This is a genomic window from Vibrio sp. 10N.247.311.14 (assembly GCF_041467715.1).
GTDB lineage: Bacteria > Pseudomonadota > Gammaproteobacteria > Enterobacterales > Vibrionaceae > Vibrio > Vibrio crassostreae_C.
Window position 1 is genome coordinate 38118 of the sequence record NZ_JBFSVE010000033.1, and the last position, 19159, is coordinate 57276.

The 19159-nt window shown below is 45.6% G+C and carries 14 protein-coding genes and 3 pseudogenes; 8 read left to right on the forward strand and 9 right to left on the reverse strand.

Features of this window, described 5'->3' with window-relative positions; genetic code table 11:
* Positions 1–118: 118 nt before the first annotated feature.
* A complete protein-coding gene (gene mpaA / locus AB6F11_RS13405) occupies positions 119–826 on the reverse strand; it encodes a murein tripeptide amidase MpaA (RefSeq protein WP_102393947.1) in 708 nt (235 codons plus the stop codon).
* Between the two features lie 173 nt (positions 827–999).
* Between mpaA and AB6F11_RS13410 the strand changes: the two genes are divergently transcribed.
* The 4 genes and pseudogenes from AB6F11_RS13410 (at position 1000) to AB6F11_RS13425 (ending at position 5229) form a co-directional block, all read left to right on the forward strand.
* The gene (locus AB6F11_RS13410) at positions 1000–2625 is read left to right on the forward strand and encodes an ABC transporter substrate-binding protein (protein WP_102393946.1); all 1626 of its coding nucleotides are present in this window, start codon (positions 1000–1002) and stop codon (positions 2623–2625) included.
* 170 nt (positions 2626–2795) lie between these two features.
* Positions 2796–3281 (forward strand): annotated as a pseudogene (locus AB6F11_RS13415) (LysR family transcriptional regulator); the annotation flags it as partial.
* 10 nt (positions 3282–3291) lie between these two features.
* Positions 3292–3515 (forward strand): annotated as a pseudogene (locus AB6F11_RS13420) (GGDEF domain-containing protein); the annotation flags it as partial.
* A 208-nt stretch (positions 3516–3723) separates the two neighbouring features.
* A complete protein-coding gene (locus AB6F11_RS13425; protein ID WP_102393945.1) occupies positions 3724–5229 on the forward strand; it encodes a bifunctional diguanylate cyclase/phosphodiesterase in 1506 nt (501 codons plus the stop codon).
* Positions 5230–5386: 157 nt separating this feature from the next.
* Here the strand turns inward: AB6F11_RS13425 and AB6F11_RS13430 are convergent, their stop codons facing one another.
* The 4 genes from AB6F11_RS13430 to AB6F11_RS13445 form a co-directional block, all read right to left on the reverse strand.
* The gene (locus AB6F11_RS13430; protein WP_102393944.1) at positions 5387–6802 is read right to left on the reverse strand and encodes a fructose-specific PTS transporter subunit EIIC; all 1416 of its coding nucleotides are present in this window, start codon (positions 6800–6802) and stop codon (positions 5387–5389) included.
* A gap of 13 nt (positions 6803–6815) precedes the next feature.
* Positions 6816–7256, reverse strand: a complete 441-nt coding sequence (locus AB6F11_RS13435) for a PTS sugar transporter subunit IIA (RefSeq protein ID WP_017071406.1) — start codon at positions 7254–7256, stop codon at positions 6816–6818.
* Positions 7257–7503: 247 nt separating this feature from the next.
* A complete protein-coding gene (manA, locus tag AB6F11_RS13440) occupies positions 7504–8721 on the reverse strand; it encodes a mannose-6-phosphate isomerase, class I (protein ID WP_102393943.1) in 1218 nt (405 codons plus the stop codon).
* A 94-nt stretch (positions 8722–8815) separates the two neighbouring features.
* Positions 8816–10720 carry a fructose-specific PTS transporter subunit EIIC gene (locus AB6F11_RS13445; RefSeq protein ID WP_102393942.1) on the reverse strand — a complete coding sequence of 635 codons (1905 nt, stop codon included), beginning with the start codon at positions 10718–10720 and terminating at the stop codon, positions 8816–8818.
* A gap of 379 nt (positions 10721–11099) precedes the next feature.
* Between AB6F11_RS13445 and AB6F11_RS13450 the strand changes: the two genes are divergently transcribed.
* The gene (locus AB6F11_RS13450; RefSeq protein WP_017061655.1) at positions 11100–11939 is read left to right on the forward strand and encodes a helix-turn-helix transcriptional regulator; all 840 of its coding nucleotides are present in this window, start codon (positions 11100–11102) and stop codon (positions 11937–11939) included.
* Between the two features lie 17 nt (positions 11940–11956).
* Here AB6F11_RS13450 and AB6F11_RS13455 read toward each other — a convergent pair whose 3' ends face one another.
* A complete protein-coding gene (locus AB6F11_RS13455) occupies positions 11957–12730 on the reverse strand; it encodes a PTS sugar transporter subunit IIA (RefSeq protein ID WP_372179566.1) in 774 nt (257 codons plus the stop codon).
* A gap of 7 nt (positions 12731–12737) precedes the next feature.
* A complete protein-coding gene (locus tag AB6F11_RS13460; protein ID WP_017069788.1) occupies positions 12738–13040 on the reverse strand; it encodes a PTS fructose transporter subunit IIB in 303 nt (100 codons plus the stop codon).
* 328 nt (positions 13041–13368) lie between these two features.
* Here AB6F11_RS13460 and AB6F11_RS13465 point away from each other — a divergent pair, with 328 nt between their 5' ends.
* Positions 13369–15234 carry a fructose-specific PTS transporter subunit EIIC gene (locus tag AB6F11_RS13465; RefSeq protein WP_102393941.1) on the forward strand — a complete coding sequence of 622 codons (1866 nt, stop codon included), beginning with the start codon at positions 13369–13371 and terminating at the stop codon, positions 15232–15234.
* A 124-nt stretch (positions 15235–15358) separates the two neighbouring features.
* Here the strand turns inward: AB6F11_RS13465 and AB6F11_RS13470 are convergent, their stop codons facing one another.
* Positions 15359–15943, reverse strand: a complete 585-nt coding sequence (locus tag AB6F11_RS13470) for a TetR/AcrR family transcriptional regulator (protein WP_017087226.1) — start codon at positions 15941–15943, stop codon at positions 15359–15361.
* A gap of 139 nt (positions 15944–16082) precedes the next feature.
* Positions 16083–16256 carry a hypothetical protein gene (locus AB6F11_RS13475; protein ID WP_017061661.1) on the reverse strand — a complete coding sequence of 58 codons (174 nt, stop codon included), beginning with the start codon at positions 16254–16256 and terminating at the stop codon, positions 16083–16085.
* A gap of 495 nt (positions 16257–16751) precedes the next feature.
* Between AB6F11_RS13475 and AB6F11_RS13480 the strand changes: the two genes are divergently transcribed.
* Positions 16752–18731, forward strand: a complete 1980-nt coding sequence (locus AB6F11_RS13480; RefSeq protein WP_102393940.1) for a methyl-accepting chemotaxis protein — start codon at positions 16752–16754, stop codon at positions 18729–18731.
* Between the two features lie 120 nt (positions 18732–18851).
* Positions 18852–19159 (forward strand): annotated as a pseudogene (locus AB6F11_RS13485) (IS4 family transposase); the annotation flags it as partial.

The following is a 19159-nucleotide window of genomic DNA, read 5'->3' on the forward strand; positions in this document are numbered from 1 at the left end:
TGCAAAGGAAGAATTCGGCATAGATTATGAATGGGATTGATTCAGTAGACGGAATATATGATTCACTAGTAATTAGGATGAATTACTGTTCGCATGTGTATATGTAGCCTACTCCAGACTAATTTCCCTCACACCCCAACACCGCCACAAATGCATCCAAATACTGCTCTATCGTCAGATCAGCAGAAACGGGCGGTAGCTCTACGGTAATACACGGTAGGTTTCTTTCTTGGCACCATGTGCCGAATGAGCCTGGGGTTTCGTAATCGACGTCTTCGACGAGTGGTAGGTTGAACTGCTTGCCTAGCCAAGAGGTGAGTTCTGATTGGGTTGGGTCGTCGACCATAGCGAGTGGTTCGTGAAAAGATATGACGAATTTAGGCTGGCGCTGTTCGATGAGTTTGATGAGCGATTGCACTTCAGGTTCGAGTTGATCGGCTTGCCCGGTTTTCACTTTTACATCTCTTACTGGGGTGTGAGAACTCCAGCGATAGACAGTGCCGTTTTCTGTCCAGTTTTGAGTTGGGAAGGCGCGGTTTAGATCGACTTGGTTTGCGTTGGCACGAGTACCCAATTGATTGCCGTCTGGGTTCATCGACAGAATCACATCGTGTCGTAAGTTGGCCGCTGGCAAGCTTCTTAGGGCGCAAGACAAACCTGCGATTGAAGCGGTTTCATCGCCGTGTGTGCCTGCTAAAATCAGCCCGCGAGATTCGCTTTCTACTTGTGCGGGGAAATAGAGCAAAGGGGCACCCAACACCGATTTTCCATATGACAGCGGCTTTATCGAAAACGCAGCTCTTTCCGTTCTTGGAATTAAACTCACCTTAATCTCCTGATTGATCAAGTACTATCAAGTATTCACTATTGGCTATATTAATCGTTAACTAAGTCCATTAGATGAACCCCTTTAAATAAACCATAGCGTCAAAACTCGTCAACCGTCGCATTGTTAATTTTATTACTTGCTTCAAAGATAGGCTAGGAGAGCAAACAAACATGGATTTTAAAAAACATTCAACGGCTTTACTCATTTCATTTTTATTGACCCCTTTTATATCAGTGACTGCCGTTGCTGAAACCTTACCTGCTGGTGTTTCGCTGGCAAAAGACCAACATTTAGTTCGTGCTAACGATGCAGAAGCGGCGACGCTTGACCCTGCGAAAGCAGAAGGCCTGCCAGAAATGCACATTCTACGTGACCTATTTGAAGGTTTAGTGATTCAAGATCGCGATGGCAATATCACCCCAGGTGTTGCACAGTCTTGGGAAACCGAAGACAACCAGACGTTTGTATTCCACCTACGTAAAGACGCGAAATGGTCGAATGGCGATCCAGTGACGGCCGATGATTTCGTGTATGCGATAAGACGCGCGGTCGATCCTAAAACGGCATCGCCGAATGTTTGGTATCTCAAGCTTACTCAAATCAACAACATTGCTGACGTAGCCGAAGGCAAAAAGCCCGTTGAAGAGTTAGGTATCTCTGCCGTCGATAAACACACGGTGAAATTCGAACTCGATAGTAAAGTGCCTTACTTTGTGGCGATGACAGGCCACACATCCATGATGCCAGTGCACAAAGCAACCCTAGAAAGTAGTGACAAGCCGTGGAGCGATCCTAAGCAATTTGTTGGTAATGGTGCATTCGTACTAGATGAGTGGGTGGTGAACGAGCGCATTGAGCTTAAGAAGAACCCGACGTACTGGGACAGTTCAGATACCCACTTAACCGAAGTAACTTATATTCCGTTTGAGAATCAGAATGCCTCGATTAACCGTTATGCGGTGGGCGAGGTCGATATTACTTCGGACGTGCCTACACACATGGCGCAGCAGCTTAAAAGCAAATATCAAGATGCGTTTACCACAGTGCCTCTGTTGTGTACTTACTACTACGCATTCAATACTACGCGACCACCTTTTGATGATGCGCGAGTACGTAAAGCTGTCTCTTATTCTATGATGCGTGACGTTATCACCAATGGTGTGACTCAGGTGGGCAACTTACCGGCTTATACCTTTGCTCATGAGTACACGGCTGGTTTTGATGCAACACAACCTGAATACAGCACGTGGACTCAAAAGGAACGAGACCAAAAGGCGAAGGAGCTGTTGAAAGAAGCGGGCTACGATGCGTCTAACCCATTGGATTTCAAACTGCTTTACAATACCAGTGAATCGAACAAGTCGATTGCAGTGGCGATTGCATCAATGCTGAAAGGCAACTTAGGCGCACAAGTTGAACTAGAAAACCAAGAGTGGAAGTCTTACTTGGTATCGCGTCGCCAAGGTGATTTTGATGTGATGCGCGCCTCTTGGTGTGGTGACTACAATGAAGCATCAACCTTCTTGAGCCTGTTGCGTTCTGGCTCTTCAGGTAACTTTGCTCGCTACAACAATGAAAAGTACGACGCAGCAATGGATAGCGCACTAGCCGCAACCAGCGAACAAGATCGCCAAGGTTTCTACGACCAGGCAGAACAGTTACTGGCAGAAGACATGCCGATCGCGCCAATTTACTACTACATGCAGGCTCGTCTAGTACGACCAAGTGTTGGTGGTTTTGCGAAGAACAATGTAGAAGGGCATATCTATTCTAAGGATCTCTACATCAAAGAGTAATTGCGTTTGATTCACGCGGCGACACACCGCTAAGAACATGAAATAAAGAAAAGGGACGTTGATCATAAATATCTGATCAACGTCCCTTCGTCATTAATCTGTAACGGTAAGCGCAAAAAACTGAAACCTGATTGAAGTATTTTTCACTTTTATTTCAATCAGGTGAAGCCATGTTACCCCCTCTACGTGCCCTTGTTGCGTTCGAAGCTGTTGCCCGCCTCGGTTCTATTGGCGCTGCTGCGCGCGAGCTTTGTGTTACCCAAGCTGCGGTGAGTCAGCAGCTTAAAAGTTTAGAAACCTTTCTCGATACCACATTGTTTGAGCGCAGCTCCAAAGGCGTAAAGCTAACGTCAGCTGCTCAGCATTATCAACCGATTGTGGCAGGCTCACTTGCTCACCTTAAATTGCAGACTCAAATCTTGTTCGGGGAAAAAGAAACCGACGTGTTGAGCCTGCGCGTTAATCACACTTTTTGCCATAACTGGCTGTTACCTCGCCTGCCATCTTTTTATCAAAAATACCCTTTTATCAGGCTCGATATTCAGCTGGTGGACTGGCCATCAACCAATCCTTGTCAGAATGTCGATATCGAACTAACCAACGGCAAGGTCGAAAGCGAAGACACCCATAGTGAGCGACTGTTTCAGGAGCATAGGTAACTGGTGTGCAGCCCTTTCAGAGAAATTACGCTCAGCAATTCAGAAGATCAAACTTGAGCAACAACCAACTCTAACAATTAAGTCTAGTTTTGGTATTAGCTTGCTATCAGAAAAGGAAAAGTGGAAAGACTGTGCGATCGCGCGCTTTATCAAACAAAGCTAAAAGGACGAAATACAATTGTGATTGAAGAGTCATACCCGGCATCAACAAAAGCGATCGGCAGCTCTTAGTTTGACTAAGAGCCAACATCCACACAAATTATTTTTGGCATGTTTAGCCCTAAAAGGCTTTCGTCGTGCAAAGTGATGACGAAAATCGGTAAATAAAAGTCAAAAATAAAAACGCGAGCGGTAGATTGCGATTTATGTTGGTGCTACGTTATGAGCAATTTATAACATATAAGTCATGACACATTAGACTGAGAGATAGCAGCTAACGATGAACAAGACAAAAAGATATCCGGCCAGCATAGTATTCAGCTACCTAATACTTTCATCTTTATGGGTTTTATTTTCTGATCTCGCGGTTGAATCATTATCAAATGACTTGCGTGAACATGCCTTAGCACAGACAGTCAAAGGTCTGGTATTTATCATTCTAACGTCTGCTCTGTTATGGGTAATGGTTCGGAAAAATAATCGCGATTTAGAGAGCGCCAACGATCTTGATAGTGTCACCGGACTTCATAGCCCTTCAGTCTTTTATCGATATTTAAATAAAAGACTGAAAAATTCTCAAGCCAGTGACCATTATGTCCTCTTCTTATTAGACATTGATAACTTCAAATCTGTCGCTGACCAGATCGGATTCGAGAATACTAATTCATTTTTAAAAGATATCGCACGATCTATTGAACTTCCTATAGAGCATCAACCGCTTTCATCACGAGTGCACTCAGATGGCTTCGCGTGCTTGGTTAAACTCAACCACACGGAGCATATTGAATCCTACATTGCCCTCGTACATCGTAGATTTAACCAGTGTGCTTATCGTTATGATATCCACGCCACTTGTTGTATTGGCGCTGCTCTATTCCCCTCGGATGGGAATAATGCCAAGCAACTCATGGCATCTGCTACCCACGCCTTAACTGAAGCAAAGAAAAGCAAGGACACGATTGAATTTCATGACCCAAAACTCACTGAGCTTGAACGTCAACGTCAAGAAATGGTGCAAGAATTACGTAAAGCGATTGATGACAAAGCGATTGATATTGTGTTTCAGCCTAAATTCAACATTGAAAGTAGACTCGTCGCAGGTGTGGAGGTGTTGTCTCGTTGGACGCATGAGCGCTATGGTGTCGTTTCACCGGATATCTTTGTCGCGCTAGCAGAAGAGAATTATTTTTGTCGTGATTTGACTACGTTAGTTCTAGAGAAGACTGCGTCACAACTTAGGGCTAATGGCTTGCTAGGGAATGAGCTTAATAGTGTCTCGGTCAATATTTCAGCGGTAGAGCTAAATAGCGTTGATGACATGAACCATCTGGACGAATATCTACGAAAGGATCCCGAGTTTGCTCGCTTACTTTGTCTGGAAATCACTGAAACCGCTATTTTGAAAGATATAGATCAGTGTGCAATCGCTGTTCAGAAGTTAAAAAAACAAGGGGTGTCCTTTTCGATAGATGATTTTGGTGTTGGCTACACGTCTTTTGGTATATTTAGCAAATTGGATGTAGATGAAATCAAAGTCGATCGCAGTTACATCAGTGGGTTAGAAGATGATTATCGTTCTAGAGCTATAACGTCTGGTATCATTGATATAGCGCGAGGGTTTGGCATTAGTGTTGTGGCTGAAGGGGTTGAAAATGCTCAACAACTGTCAATTTTGAAAACGTTAAATTGCGAACAAGCCCAAGGTTATTATCTGGGCTACCCGATGCCATATAAGCAGTTGAAAGAAAGTCTCACCTCTGAAATAGAACCATGTTCAACAACATAACTTAATACTTTTTCATCTAGGCTACAGAGATACAGATGACTTGTATCGAGAAGGATGCTGTTGGCCTAACTATAAGAAATCCCCATTCGCTGACAAAACGAATGGGGATTTTAGTTACTAGGGGGTAGTAATTTTATCTTCTAACTTGTTTCAGGTTTTAAATAGCCACCATAGTCGCGGCTTTCTTCATTGCTTCTTTGGTTGAACACTCAATCACGTTCGCGTTAGCAAAGCGGTGAGCGTCTTTCACTTGAATATCGTGAGCTAAGATAACTAGCTTCGCGTTCGCTACATCTAGGTCGGTGATGCGGTTCTGAATACCGTTTTGACCTTGAGTTTCTACCTTGATCTTAAGGCCTGCTGCTAAGCCTGCTTTTTCCAGTGCTTTCGCTGCCATGAAGGTGTGTGCAACACCTGAAGGGCAACATGTTACTGCTACGATGTCGTACTCGCCTTCGCCTGCTACAGGTGCTGTTTGAGCTTGAACTGGCGCTGCTTCAACCATGTCATCTTCTGTTTCTACTGCGACTGGTTTCCAGAAGCCAACGATAACCGCTGTGGTTAGCGAGCCAAGCGCAATACCGACGACGTACATTGGAATGTTGCTTGATACTGGCGCCGTGATTAGACCGCCCCACGGTGCGTGCAGTAGAACGTCTGTCATGAAGCCGAATACACAGCCCACGATACCACCGGCAACGATTGAAGGAAGTACGCGCATTGGGTCATTCGCTGCAAATGGGATAGCCCCTTCAGAGATACCGATAGAGCCCATGATTGCTGCTGCTTTACCTGCTTCTTGCTCTTGTTTAGAGAACTTGTTTTTGAATAGGAAAGTTGCCAACGCCATGCCTAGAGGTGGAGTACAAATCGCGATGCCAACGCCGCCCATTAGCCAAGGTTGTGTGTCTACTTGAGTTTGAGCAAATAGGGTCGCGACTTTGTTGATAGGGCCGCCCATATCAAACGCCGTCATACCGCCAAGGATTGTGCCCAGAACCATCTTAGATGCACCAGCCATTGAAGCTAGGAACTCGTTCATTGAATACATGAACAGTTTGATTGGCTCACCGATGCCCCACAGTACGATACCTGCAGAGATTAACGTACCTAGAAGCGGGTAGATGAAGTACGCACCTAGAGCCGTCATGTTCGCAGAAAGTGGGATCTTCTTAAGTTGGAACACCACGCCACCGGCGATAAAGCCTGCCACGATACAGCCAAGGAAGCCGCCGCCCATGTCAGCCATGATGCCAGAAGAGATCATCGCAGGTGCTAGTGCTGGTTTATCTGCAATTGAGTAACCAATAAAGCCGCCAAGAATGATTGGGAAAAGAACAAGGCCTTTGATACCGATATTAGAGATGTCTGCCAGCAAGCCGTCTGCTGGTACGGCACCTTTGCCTGATGCCATTACCGCTAACGCCAACAGAACACCACCGGCTACGATGAAAGGCAGCATGTGTGAGGTTCCGAAAAGCAGGTGGCCTTTCATGGTACTAAGGAGTTTTTTAAAGTCGCTACTACTGTTTTTATTATTAGTATTCGTAGCTTGAGTTGTTAGGGTGCTCATAATTTTCTATGCCTTATGAATTAATTAAAATATTAAGGATCTGTTGTTCGTCTTTTGCGTTATGGATATCTTGAATAAATTCATCGCTGAATTTTCCAAATAGTTCTTGTAATACATAAATATGATGGTCAGCACCGTTGTCTGGTGAAGCAATCATAAAAAATACGGTTGGATTAATGCCGTCTTCATCGCCATATTCGATGCCTTCGCACTTTACACCGACAGCGATTGCCGGCTCAGTGACCGCCTTGCTTTTTGAGTGTGGGTAAGCGATGCCGTCCATCGAGGTAATGCTTTGAGATTCACGAATTTCGATGTCTGCCAAGAAGGCTTCTTTATTACTGATTCGGTTGTTCTCAAATAACATGCTTGCCAATTCTTCAAACAGTTCTTTTTTATTATTCGCTTGAAGGTTGTTATTAATTAAGTTGACGTTAGTTAGCTGTGTGATCATTTATTAACTCATTCACTATTGAAGTTCTTGAATTAAAATTAATGGATTAACCCGATTCGCGAAATAGCAAATAAAAGCCCTTCACTGTACATTTGTACCAAGCAAAATTAAGTGTGATTTGCATCATTCATCCAGTGTGAGATGAGTCATATTTAATGGTGTACTTCGGTGTTGAAATAACTTTCTGTAGGAAGAAAAATGCCCCGCAAAGCAGGGCATGATCAGTGTTTGTATCTACTCGGGAGAGCTAACTGTAAGCACGCGCCACGCGTCCAACGCAATCGAGTTTGTAACTCTCAGCGTAAGCGGGAATGAACACCGATTGGCCTTTCTCTATTACGCAGGTTTCACCACATTGATGGGTTAGCACCATGGATTCATCGAGTGGCAGTAGGATCTCGGCACCTTCGGTAGTGATCTTCCTCTGATGTGAGTTTTGCACGATAGAGAACTTAAAATCTTCGACTGGAATTTGATATTCCATCACATCACCTTGCTCAATCGGGCTGAGCAGTAATCTATCCGCAGGCTTTTCATTGAATTGAGTACAAGAGACTAATTCATTGATATCCATGTACTTAGGCGTCAACCCTGCGCGGAGTACATTGTCTGAATTCGCCATCACTTCTAAGCCCGTACCTTTAATGTAAGCGTGAGGTGTCTCGGCATCCAGATACATGGCTTGTCCGGGCTTTAAGGTGAGCACGTTCAATAGCAGCGGAGCAAACAGGCCGACATCCCCTGGATACTGCTGTTCTAATTCTGAAATCAACTGGAACACGGGTGCATCAGAAAGCTTGGCCTTCATCAGCAACATGGTCAGCGCCATGCCTTTTTGTTCACCTTGCAAAGACAATAAGCTCGCGAAGAAGCTGGCTAATCCATTGGGCGTTTGGTCGCCCGCGAGATCGTTAACCATCGAATGAAGCTCTGCAATGTCGAGATAATGGAAGTGTTCAAGGATCTCGTTGATCGACCTAAAGCCATTCATCGCGGTGTAGTCGGTTAATGCATACACCAGCTCCGGCTTGTGGTTGGGATCCTTGTAGTTGCGGTTGCCAGCCGTCATCGGAATGCCTTGCTGCTCTTCAAGAGCATAGCCAGATTCGGCTTGCTGCTTGTTCGGGTGAACTTGAACAGAGAGCGCTTTCTCAGCCGCTAATACCTTAAACAGATACGGAAGTTCACCAAAACGACTTGCGACTTTCTCACTTAGAAACAGGTTTAGGTTCTTGGAAATAAGGTTCGACAACGTGGTTTGCTGACCATTGTCAGTGACCATCGAACAACCATTAGGGTGAGCACCCATCCAGATCTCCGCTTGCGGCTCACCAGACTGGTTATCAGTACCAAACAGTTGGCTGAACGAAGAAGGGCTACCCCATGCGTAGTTCTGAATCACGTTAGTCATAGGGTAGAAAAAACGTTGGACGAACGAATCGTTCGCTAAAGAAAAATCAGACATCGAAATCACCATGAAGGGAAACATGGCTTGAGCTCTACTCGGCTTAATGAAATGCGAGACTAGAGTGGGCTCAAGCCATTGGAGTTGAAATGGCTTAAGCCGCTGCTGTTGCTAGCTTGGCTTTGCGTAGATTTTTAAGCGCGATACAAGTAACCGCAGTCACACCTGCACCTGATGCCATGCACAGCAGTGCCAGCATTGGGTAGTTCATTGCGCCGAGCAGAGCCACAACAGGGCCACCGTGAGCAACGCTGTTGGTGATGCCAAATGAGAACGCCATTACCGCAGCAGTCATTGAGCCAAGCACGTTGGCTGGGATAACTGACATTGGATCTTGAGCCGCGAATGGAATCGCACCTTCAGAGATACCCACCAAGCCCATCGCGCCTGCTGCTTTACCTGCTTCAATCTCAGAAGATTCGAATAGGTCGAACTTACGGCCAAGTCTGGTTGCGATAGCCATACCAAGGGGAGCGACAGGGATTGCACACGCCATTGCACCCATGAACTGAGTTTGACCGCTGGCAATCATGCCGACTGAGAATAGGAACGCCACCTTGTTGAACGGGCCGCCCATATCAAAGCCGGCCATGCCACCAAGGACAATACCAAGCAGAACCACGTTGCCTGTACTCATGCTGGTTAGCAGTGCAGTAAGAGCATCCATCAGCCCAGCGATAGGTGCGCCAATAACAAAAATGAACAAACCTGCGATGAACAAAGAGCCAGTGATCGGAGCGATCATGATAGGCACAAGCGGTTGAACGAATTTGTGGTAGTTAAACGAAGTAATCCATTTAACGAAGTAACCCACTAATAAACCCGCGATGATTGCGCCAATGAAGCCAGTACCTGCGTCAGCGCCATAGAAAGAACCGTTGTTGGCAATCCAGCCGCCAATTAAGCCAGGGGTTAGGGCAGGGCGGTCAGCAATCGCGTAAGCAATGTAGCCAGCCAAGATTGGGATCATCAGGGTGAAGGCCACCACACCCACCTCTAGGATTTGGTTCCACATGCTGCCAGCAGGAATTGCCATGCCAGATTCACTCGGCTCACCGCCAATGGCTAGTGCTAGGGCAATCAAAAGACCGCCCGTCACCACGAATGGGATCATGTGAGATACGCCATTCATCAAGTAACGGTAAAGGTCTGAACGTGCTTGCGAGGCTTTCTCTGCAACAGATTGGTTGGTCGGTGCTTGTTCTGCTTGGTAGCTTGGCGCGTTGAGTGCTTGCTTAATCAAGCCTTGCGCGTCTTTGATTGGCGCTTTTACGTTGGTTTTGATAACGCATTTTCCGGCAAAGCGAGCCATGTCGACCTGTTTGTCACAAGCCACCACAATCGCATCTGCGCGTTCGATCTCTTCTCGAGTTGGGCTGTTCTTAACGCCAATAGAACCGTTGGTTTCGACCTTGATGTCGTAGCCAAGAGCCGCCGCGCCTTTTTCTAGTGCTTCGGCTGCTAAATATGTGTGTGCGACGCCAGCTGGGCAGCCTGTCACACCAATGATGAAGCCTTGCTTCTCAACATTGGTTTCTGTCTCAGCAGGTTCAGGTTTGGTAAGCAGTAGCTCTAATGCCGCTTGTCCAGATTGAGCATTCATGAAGTTTTCAATGAAACCTTCTTCAATCAATTTTGAAGAAAGCTCTGCCAGTACTTCGATGTGGTGATTATCGCCGCCATCAGGAGAGGCAATCATGAAGAACAGTTTTGATGGCTGGCCGTCATCGGCGCCGTACTCGATACCCTGTTGATGGACACCGATAACAACCGCGGGTTTGATGACCGCAGCGCTTTTCGCGTGTGGCAGAGCAATACCTTCTTCAAATCCGGTATTACCTTGTTCTTCACGAGCTTTAATGTCGGTAAGGAACTGTGCTTTGTCTGAAATTCGACCTTGTGCGTACAGCACCTCGATCAGCTCTTCAAATACGTCTTCTTTTGAATTAGCGCTAAGCGAAAGCTTAATCAAATTTTGGTTGATCAATGTCGTGATCATAATGAACCCCTACTCTGTTTTTATTTTGTTAGGGGTATTCTGGAATCTACGGCTTGCCTTCTGTAGTGAAGAAAAAATGCATTTACTGGATGATTGTTGCCTTATAAATGGAGTGTGATTTTGATCGGTTAGGAGTGCCTGTTTGGGGGAGTGTTGACAGCTTTTATGAGGTTATAACGCTTTTATTGATAAGGGCTTAGATTGATTTTTCTATCATGATAACAGTGTTCTAAATCTGGCCTTAGACTGGAGATTTATTTCCACTACTGGATTTTTGTAACCTAGATCTCAAATTGTGATTTTGCTCAATAGCGCTATGTTTCACTAAGGAGTATATCTATTCCCGTAGCCTTATTGCTGCTTATAAGAGTTCGAAACAATGATATTTCATGACCTAATCTCGTCGGTATTAAACGAGCGAGAACCGTTTCATAACATCTGGTTTGCGGGAGATTTTCACACGCCTTCAGCATTCAGTTATCAGGTGAACTTTCCGCGTTTAGAGCTGGTGCTCGACGGTGAGTATATTAATGAAATGGAGAGTCATGATCGCAAGATCACCAATGTTGTTGCGAAAGCAGGGGATGCGATTTTCATCCCGCCTAACTGTTGGAACAAGCCGAACTGGGATACTGATTGTTCGGTACTGAGTATGTTGTTTGGGCGTCGTCAGCTTGGTTTAAGCTTGGTGAGCAAGCGCAAAGGGGAAGAGAGCTTCTACGATATCCAAAAGCATAGTATTCAGACTCGCTCTGGCTTTGCGATTGATAATATTTTGGAGGCGCTCAGCTCGTTAGCGCGCGAGAGCAACAAGCAGCCGATGGATGAATTATTGCTGCAAGCGTTGCTTCAATACAGCAAGACGATGCTGGATGCGCCTGTCGAGAAGTCTCACAGCCGCGTACAGGATGTGTATCAAGGGATCTGTATCTATATCCAAGAGAATTTCCACCGCCAGATAACGCGAGACAGCATCGCTTTGCGCTTTAGTATTTCATCCAACCATTTGTCGCGAATGTTTCGTCAACAAGGCCACATGACGCTGGCTGAATATATTACACGTGTGCGAATCGACCGCGCCAAGTTCATGCTCAAGAAATACAATTTCAAGCTCAATGAAGTGTCGGTACGTTGTGGCTTTAAGGATGTGAATTACTTCTGCCGAGTATTCAAAAACCGCACCGGAAGAACCCCGACTGAATATCGAGGATCCATCTAGAACTAACGAGCTGGTAATCAAATCAGACGTGAAGAGATATACATCAGAAGAGCTTGTAGGTCGACACTGCTTCGAGTCTTTTGCAGACGTTCATTGACCTGATCGTGAAGTAGGTTTCGAGTTAGGTTGGTCGCCGCCACAATGTGCTCTCGCTGTGGCTTGGTTGGCAATACCAAAGCAATAGCTACATGCACTTCGCCAATACGTGATGCCCAGTCAATCGGGTCGTCACTGACAATAACGGCAATTGAGAGATCTTGAGTCGATTCAAACATCACATGCGGCAGTGCGATACCCGGTGACACGCAGGTTGAAGAGCGTTCCTCCCGCTTAATAAATGCCAGAATCAACTCATCCGGATCTTCCGGATACACTAGGTGAGCGAGCCCTTTTAAGCACTCAAATTTGGTCAGTTGGGTTTGCGCCTTAGCGTGGTGCCATTTGATGTCACAAGGCGGGCATATTTGTGGCATTCGCTGGATTAAATCTTTAGAGAATTCATGGTTCACTTGTGACCCAACCATGTTGTAATGCTCAGCAATTACATCTTTGAGAACGAAACAGACCAGCTCCGCATCAATCCCAACCGCGGTTATCTGACACAAGTCACCACGAAGTAAACCTACTTGCAGCATCGCGACGGATTTGGATAGATCAGCGGTTCGATTTTGAGTGATGTTGATAATGCGGATGTTGCTTTTGAACTTCTTCGCTAAGCGAGTCAGCGGCTGCGCGACATGTGAGTTTGCGGCAGGATCGTTAACGAAGAAGGTAATCTGATATTCGTTCATGAAAAGTTTAAGTTCGACAATGCTTAATAAAGACTTTATCGACACTCAACAACACCTCTTCCATGGGAATGAATAAGGTTTTAGCTGGGTCGAACCGGCTTGGTTGTTCAATATCGATATCAGATACGATTAATACTTTGTCTGCGAGAGTAATATCTTGGGCGGTCAGTAAGTTTTCAATACCCATAGCGCCTTGCGTCTCAACCTTGATTGAAACGTTGAACTTAGGGGCTGTTTTATTTAGAGCATCAGCTGCCATGTAGGTGTGCGCAATGCCTGTAGGGCACGCAGTTACCGCTACAATTCTCATTATTATTCTCGGCTTAATCTCGTCCCTGTTACGTTACATAAGCTACCTTTCAGAAGTTACCTTGGAAAAGCTATCTTGCATGGGAACTCCAGTATGGAAAGCTCGCATGGCGGAGGGACGATATTGTTATGGGTTCTGTGGATTTTATGGATTGGCGTTTTTTATTCCAAGGTGAAAGTCACACTCTGAGTTCTTGGTTACAATAATCCAGTTAATGCACCTTTCGTCCTATATATTGAGTGCCTTCACACCGTTAATCTTTTCATCTTATTAACCTTATCACTTACGTAATTACTTCAGTCTGAAATCAGGCGAGGCAGAGCAGCATATGGATATCACCAACATTATCGAGCCCGAGATCATCTGCTTAGATTTACAAGCAGACTCAAAACAGGCGGTATTTGAAGAGCTTGTTGAACTGCTCGACCGTGCCGGTAAGCTCTCTAATAAACGTGAATTCCTTGACGACATCTGGAAGCGTGAAGCCATCGGTAATACTGGCTTTGACGATGGCATCGCCATTCCACACGCGAAAAGTGCTGCCGTCGCTAAACCTGCTGTCGCTGTAGGTATCAGCAGGTCTGGTATCGATTATGGTGCAGACGGCGGCGAACTGTCGGACGTGTTCTTCATGCTCGCTTCGCCAGACAACCACGACGACCACCATATCGAGGTACTAGCTCAGATTTCGACCAGACTTATCGAAGATGGCTTTGTTACAAAATTAAAGGCGGTGGAGTCGGTCGAGGAAGCTCAAGAGCTATTTCTCGAAGCCAATTTAGAATCGTTCGATAGTTACGCCTCTAGCCATCATGAAGTGTATGTCGAGCCACTCAGCCCTTGGGCACAATCTCTTAATCGCCTTAAAGAACACTTGTTATACGGCACCTCACACATGATTCCATTCGTGGTCGCGGGTGGTGTGCTTTTGTCTTTGTCGGTAATGATGTCGGGTCATGGCGCAGTGCCTGAGAGTGGCGTTCTGGCTGACATCGCACAAATGGGCATCGCAGGGTTAACCCTGTTTACCGCCGTGCTCGGTGGTTACATTGCGTATTCAATGGCCGACAAACCGGGTTTAGCACCGGGCATGATTGGTTCTTGGGTCGCGGTCAATCAATACAACACCGGCTTCCTTGGTGCGATCGTGGTCGGCTTTTTCGCGGGCTTTGTGGTTAATCTACTCAAGAAGATCAAGCTGCCAGACAGCATGATCTCGCTGAGCTCAATCTTCATCTATCCACTAGTCGGTACCTTTGTTACCTGTGGGGCTGTGATGTGGGTGATTGGTTCTCCTATTGCCCAAGTGATGCTAGAGATGAACCAAATGCTAACTGGCATGGCAGGCTCAGGAAAAGTGGTGTTGGGTAGCATTTTGGGTGCGATGACGGCCTTTGATATGGGCGGCCCGATCAATAAGGTCGCAACGCTGTTTGCCCAAACTCAGGTGAATACTCAACCATGGTTGATGGGCGGCGTCGGTATTGCGATCTGTACGCCACCATTAGGCATGGCTCTTGCCACTTTTATATCACCTAAGAAGTTCAAACGAGACGAACGCGAAGCCGGAAAAGCTGCGGGCATTATGGGAATGATCGGCATTAGTGAAGGTGCGATCCCATTTGCAGCCGCTGATCCTGCGCGCGTTCTGCCTGCGGTTGTTGCTGGTGGTATTGTCGGGAACGTGGTCGGCTTTATGTTCCATGTAGTGAACCATGCACCATGGGGCGGCTGGATTGTATTGCCAGTGGTTGATGGTAAGATTGGCTATATCGTCGGCACACTAGCAGGTGCTCTAACGACGGCTCTTATCGTAATTCTTCTGAAGAAGAACGTGGTCGAAGGTGAAGTGAATTCTAATCAGTTCACGGGAGGCTCGGTAACGGAAGAGGGGCAAGCGGATGTATTGGCGATTACTTCTTGTCCGTCAGGAGTTGCCCACACTTTCTTAGCAGCGAAATCCTTAGAAAAGGCGGCGCATCATCTTGGGGTTCGGATTAAAGTCGAAACGCAGGGTGCCAACGGAATAGGCAATCGCATTACCCAGAAAGACATTGAAAGGGCGAGATTGGTGATCTTTGCTCACGACGTGGCGATTAAAGAAGTTGAACGCTTTGCGAACGTGAAAACCTTAGATGTCAGTACTAAGGAAGCGATGCTTAATGCGCAAGCGTTGATCATGAGAAAGGTGTAATCCTTAAACCGCAAAGTTTATCATCTATAAAGTTAACTAGATCAAAACTAAAAAGACTCCGCTCAGGCCGGTTAAGGTGAAAGTGGAGTCTTTTTGTATTGTGCCCAATCAGTCAGGTCAGACGCTAAAAAGGGTGGTACTTAAATACGTCTTCAACCATTGAGTTGAGTAAATCGATATCGTCACAGGTTTTGGCGTAGGTACGCAGGCCTGCGATTTGAACCTGAACATGACGAGCAAGCTGAGTCGGTTCGCGCTCTTTGCTTATCTCACCCAATTCTTGTGATTCTGCAATCAGCTTGGCGAACTCACCTTCCATTATCTTAAGTGACTTCTTCGCTTCTGCTAACAATTCTGCGTGTTCATCAGTTAGCTCTGCGACCGTTTTAGCCAACATACACATGCCGTTTGGTGCGCTCTGTTTCGATTCGACAACCGCACGTTTTACGAAGTTTTCTAACGCTTTGATAGGCGATTCGGTTTCACTGCGGAAGCGGTTCAGATTAAGGATGCCAAGTTCGGTATAGCGAGCAAGCGTTTCTTTAAACAGACCTTCTTTGCTGCCAAACGTAGCGTAGATGCTGCCCGGACGCATATCAATCACGTCTTGCAGGTTACGCATAGAAGTCGCATGAAAGCCCTTTTCCCAATACAGGTTCGTTGCTTTATCTACTACGTCTTGTCTATCGAACTTAGCGGTCTTAGCCATAACATCTACTTCATTAATCTGAACATATGTTCAATATTTTATGCTGAACGCCCGTTCTAGTAAAGGTGTGTTTAGCTGCTTTGCGCAGGCTTAGAACATCAAAGAGTTAATAAAACATCCCGATCATCAGGAAATCATCTTAATCATCAATAACTTCTACGGTCTTGTGCTGAGCGCCGTAATAGGTGCCTTCATCGATGGTGTACATCAATGTTGCTTCGCACTCTGGACAATCGAATTCTTCATTGGGTTCAATGGCCGCTTCTTCTACCCATTCCCAACCGATATGTTCTTCGCAAGCGGGACAATCCATACAATATCTCTCAGTTGTTATCGCATATTTATTGCGAATCTCTACTTTAATAATTCGGCATTATACATATTTAGTTAACGAGGAATAGACAGTTAATAAGCGCAGAGATAAGGAGTTGGTTAGTTGTGAATCAATCGCTGGTGAGCGTTGAATCTATAGTTAGTTCTGAATATATCGTTTTCTCTGAGCACATAATTGGTGCAGGCCTACCCCTTTTGGGTAGCTAAAATATGTCATATTTCAGTCGCTTACGTCAATAAAATGTTGTTGCACGTGTTTTTGGTATCGTTAGGTCGCTTAGCTAACAGTTTTATCGGTAAATCAATGAATTTTGTAAGGTTAAATGTTACCTTCATCGCATCGCGATCTGTGTGGCACGGTAATTGATGCACATTGATCAAGTTGAATAATTATATAGTCACAATTGAGGCGCATCTTATTAAGAATGTGCGAGTTAGATGACTGAAAAAATTTGTTAGCTGCTAGGAAATAAAAATGAAATTAACCGATATGTCTTTTAAGCAAAAAATCATCGCCTTGCTTATTTTACCGATCTTAGGGTTTCTCTGGCTCAGTGTTTCAGCGATATCCAAGGGCGTGGAAACCAAGACTGAAATGTCTTCATTAAACCAACTGACACGTCTTTCGGTTGTGTACAGTGAGTTAGTGCATGAGTTACAAAAAGAGCGAGGCATGACCGCTGGCTTTATTGGTTCTCAAGGAACCAAGTTTGTCAGTGAATTAGCCTCGCAGAGAACCAGTGCTGACAACCGACGCAACCAAAGAAACGATTACTGGCAGTCTGCTAACATCGAACTGCCACAGATCAACCGTTTGAATACAGAGATCAGCCAAAGCCTTAATCAACTTTCTTCTATTCGAAATCGAGTGGATTCTCAATCGATTCCTCTGTCTGAGGCTTTGGGTTACTACACCCAACTGAATGCAAAGCTGCTGAGCGTATCGGCGTTAATTGCTGAGCTTAGCTCTGATGCTGCCATCACCACAGAAACCATCGCTTACTACAACTTTTTACAAGGTAAAGAGCGAGCGGGTATCGAGCGTGCTGTCCTAAATAATACCTTCTCTAAAAATGAATTTGGCCCAGGCATGTTGGTTAAATTCATCTCTTTGGTGACTGAGCAAAATACCTACTTCTCAAACTTTGAGGTATTGAGCAACCCAGCTAATGTTCGTTTTTTTGAACAGCAATTGAATGATCGTTCGGTGGCAGAAGTAGAAAAGCTTCGTGGTTTGGCTGAATCTAAGATGAGCGGCTTTGATGTTGACCCTGTGTACTGGTTCTCGCAATCTACCGCTCGTATTGTTCAGCTGAAGAAAACAGAAAACCACTTAGCAGATTCACTTATTGCACTGACGGAGAAAAAAATGTCAGAGGCGCAGTCTGCGATGATGATGAGTATTGGTCTGTTTGTCTTGATTACATTGTTCGCGACCTTCGTGAGCTATAAGGCGATCAGCGACCTGACGATGAGAGTAAAAGATCTTACAGTGATGCTGTCTAAGGTTCGTAATGACAACGACTTAACAGTTCGTGCTAAGTTCGTTGGCAACAGCGAGCTTGGACTGATCTCTTCTGCACTCAACGAAACGCTAGAGAAGTTTTCGAATGTCATCGATAACTTGTCTCAGTCGAGTTTGACCTTGGCTTCTGCCGCTGAAGAAACCTCACAAACCTGTCACTACAATTCGAACACGCTAGTGCAACAACAAGACCAAATTGGCTTGGTTGCAACGGCGACAGAAGAGCTATCGGCAACGGTGAACGAAGTCGCGGCGAAAACACAGCAGACAGCTAGCTCCGCTAAAATGGTCGATGAGCAGTCACAAGAAGGTTTGAGTACAGTTCAGGATTCTTATCACTCGATTGAAAAACTGGCATCTGAAATTAATGACCTCGCTGAAAAGATCACGCACCTACACGAAAGCAGCAACAACATTAACAGTGTGATTGATGTGATTAAGTCGGTAGCAGAACAAACCAACTTACTTGCGTTGAACGCGGCAATTGAAGCGGCTCGTGCGGGTGAGCAAGGCCGTGGTTTCGCAGTCGTCGCCGATGAAGTTCGCACGCTAGCGCAGCGTACTCAACAATCGACAGCTGAAATTGAAGGTTTCATCAGCTCGCTACAGTCTGATGTGCAAACCGCGTTTAATGTGATTGATAACAGCCAGAAGATGTCGTCTAAAGCGGTTGAGGATTCAAAAGAGGTGGAACACACCTTACAAGGTATCTCAGCATCGGTAAGCGAGATCTTTAGCATGACAGAGCAGATCGCAACCGCTACCGAAGAGCAAGCGGTAGTGACTCAAGACATTGCTCAGAACGTAATGGCAGTAGAGCAGAAGTCGACAGAATCTACGACAGGTGCAACGCAAATAGCTGCAACAGCCAAAGAACAAGCTCAGTTAGCAGCTTCATTGAAAGATATTGCGAGTACGTTTAAGAGCTAACTAGCAAGCACTCATAGACAGGATCTTAAGAGCTAACTTATTTATTTAGATAGAAAAAAGGCTTCATTTATGATCAGATAATCGTCGCCAAACAAACTACCTACATCAATAGTGAAGCCGATGACGATTATCTCCTTACAGAAGCAATTTAAGCAATTCTTTAATGCTGACACCCTCCAAAAAATGGCGAAAAGTACAGGCCTGATGAAACGGTGTCGGGCGATATTACCCGAGCAGCTAGTCATTAGCTTAGTGGCCGCGTTAAGCAAAGGAAACTGCACTTCCATTGCGGATTTACTGCGACAATTCAATGGGATGTGCTTGAGCCCTGAAGGTGCCGTGGCATACAAGCCTTACCATAACCAGTTGAGGAAAAATGAGTTTCCTAATTTCATGCGGCAACTTGTTATGCGAGCAATAGCTCAATT

What these genes read in the sequence shown, in the direction of transcription:
- AB6F11_RS13445 (WP_102393942.1), bottom strand. Translation starts at nt 10,720, where the DNA reads ATGATCACGACATTGATCAACCAAAATTTGATTAAGCTTTCGCTTAGC.
- AB6F11_RS13450 (WP_017061655.1), top strand. Translation starts at nt 11,100, where the DNA reads ATGATATTTCATGACCTAATCTCGTCGGTATTAAACGAGCGAGAACCG.
- manA (WP_102393943.1), bottom strand. Translation starts at nt 8,721, where the DNA reads ATGTCTGATTTTTCTTTAGCGAACGATTCGTTCGTCCAACGTTTTTTC.
- AB6F11_RS13430 (WP_102393944.1), bottom strand. Translation starts at nt 6,802, where the DNA reads ATGAGCACCCTAACAACTCAAGCTACGAATACTAATAATAAAAACAGT.
- AB6F11_RS13455 (WP_372179566.1), bottom strand. Translation starts at nt 12,730, where the DNA reads ATGAACGAATATCAGATTACCTTCTTCGTTAACGATCCTGCCGCAAAC.
- AB6F11_RS13475 (WP_017061661.1), bottom strand. Translation starts at nt 16,256, where the DNA reads ATGGATTGTCCCGCTTGCGAAGAACATATCGGTTGGGAATGGGTAGAA.
- AB6F11_RS13460 (WP_017069788.1), bottom strand. Translation starts at nt 13,040, where the DNA reads ATGAGAATTGTAGCGGTAACTGCGTGCCCTACAGGCATTGCGCACACC.
- AB6F11_RS13435 (WP_017071406.1), bottom strand. Translation starts at nt 7,256, where the DNA reads ATGATCACACAGCTAACTAACGTCAACTTAATTAATAACAACCTTCAA.
- AB6F11_RS13465 (WP_102393941.1), top strand. Translation starts at nt 13,369, where the DNA reads ATGGATATCACCAACATTATCGAGCCCGAGATCATCTGCTTAGATTTA.
- AB6F11_RS13470 (WP_017087226.1), bottom strand. Translation starts at nt 15,943, where the DNA reads ATGGCTAAGACCGCTAAGTTCGATAGACAAGACGTAGTAGATAAAGCA.
- AB6F11_RS13480 (WP_102393940.1), top strand. Translation starts at nt 16,752, where the DNA reads ATGAAATTAACCGATATGTCTTTTAAGCAAAAAATCATCGCCTTGCTT.
- AB6F11_RS13410 (WP_102393946.1), top strand. Translation starts at nt 1,000, where the DNA reads ATGGATTTTAAAAAACATTCAACGGCTTTACTCATTTCATTTTTATTG.
- AB6F11_RS13425 (WP_102393945.1), top strand. Translation starts at nt 3,724, where the DNA reads ATGAACAAGACAAAAAGATATCCGGCCAGCATAGTATTCAGCTACCTA.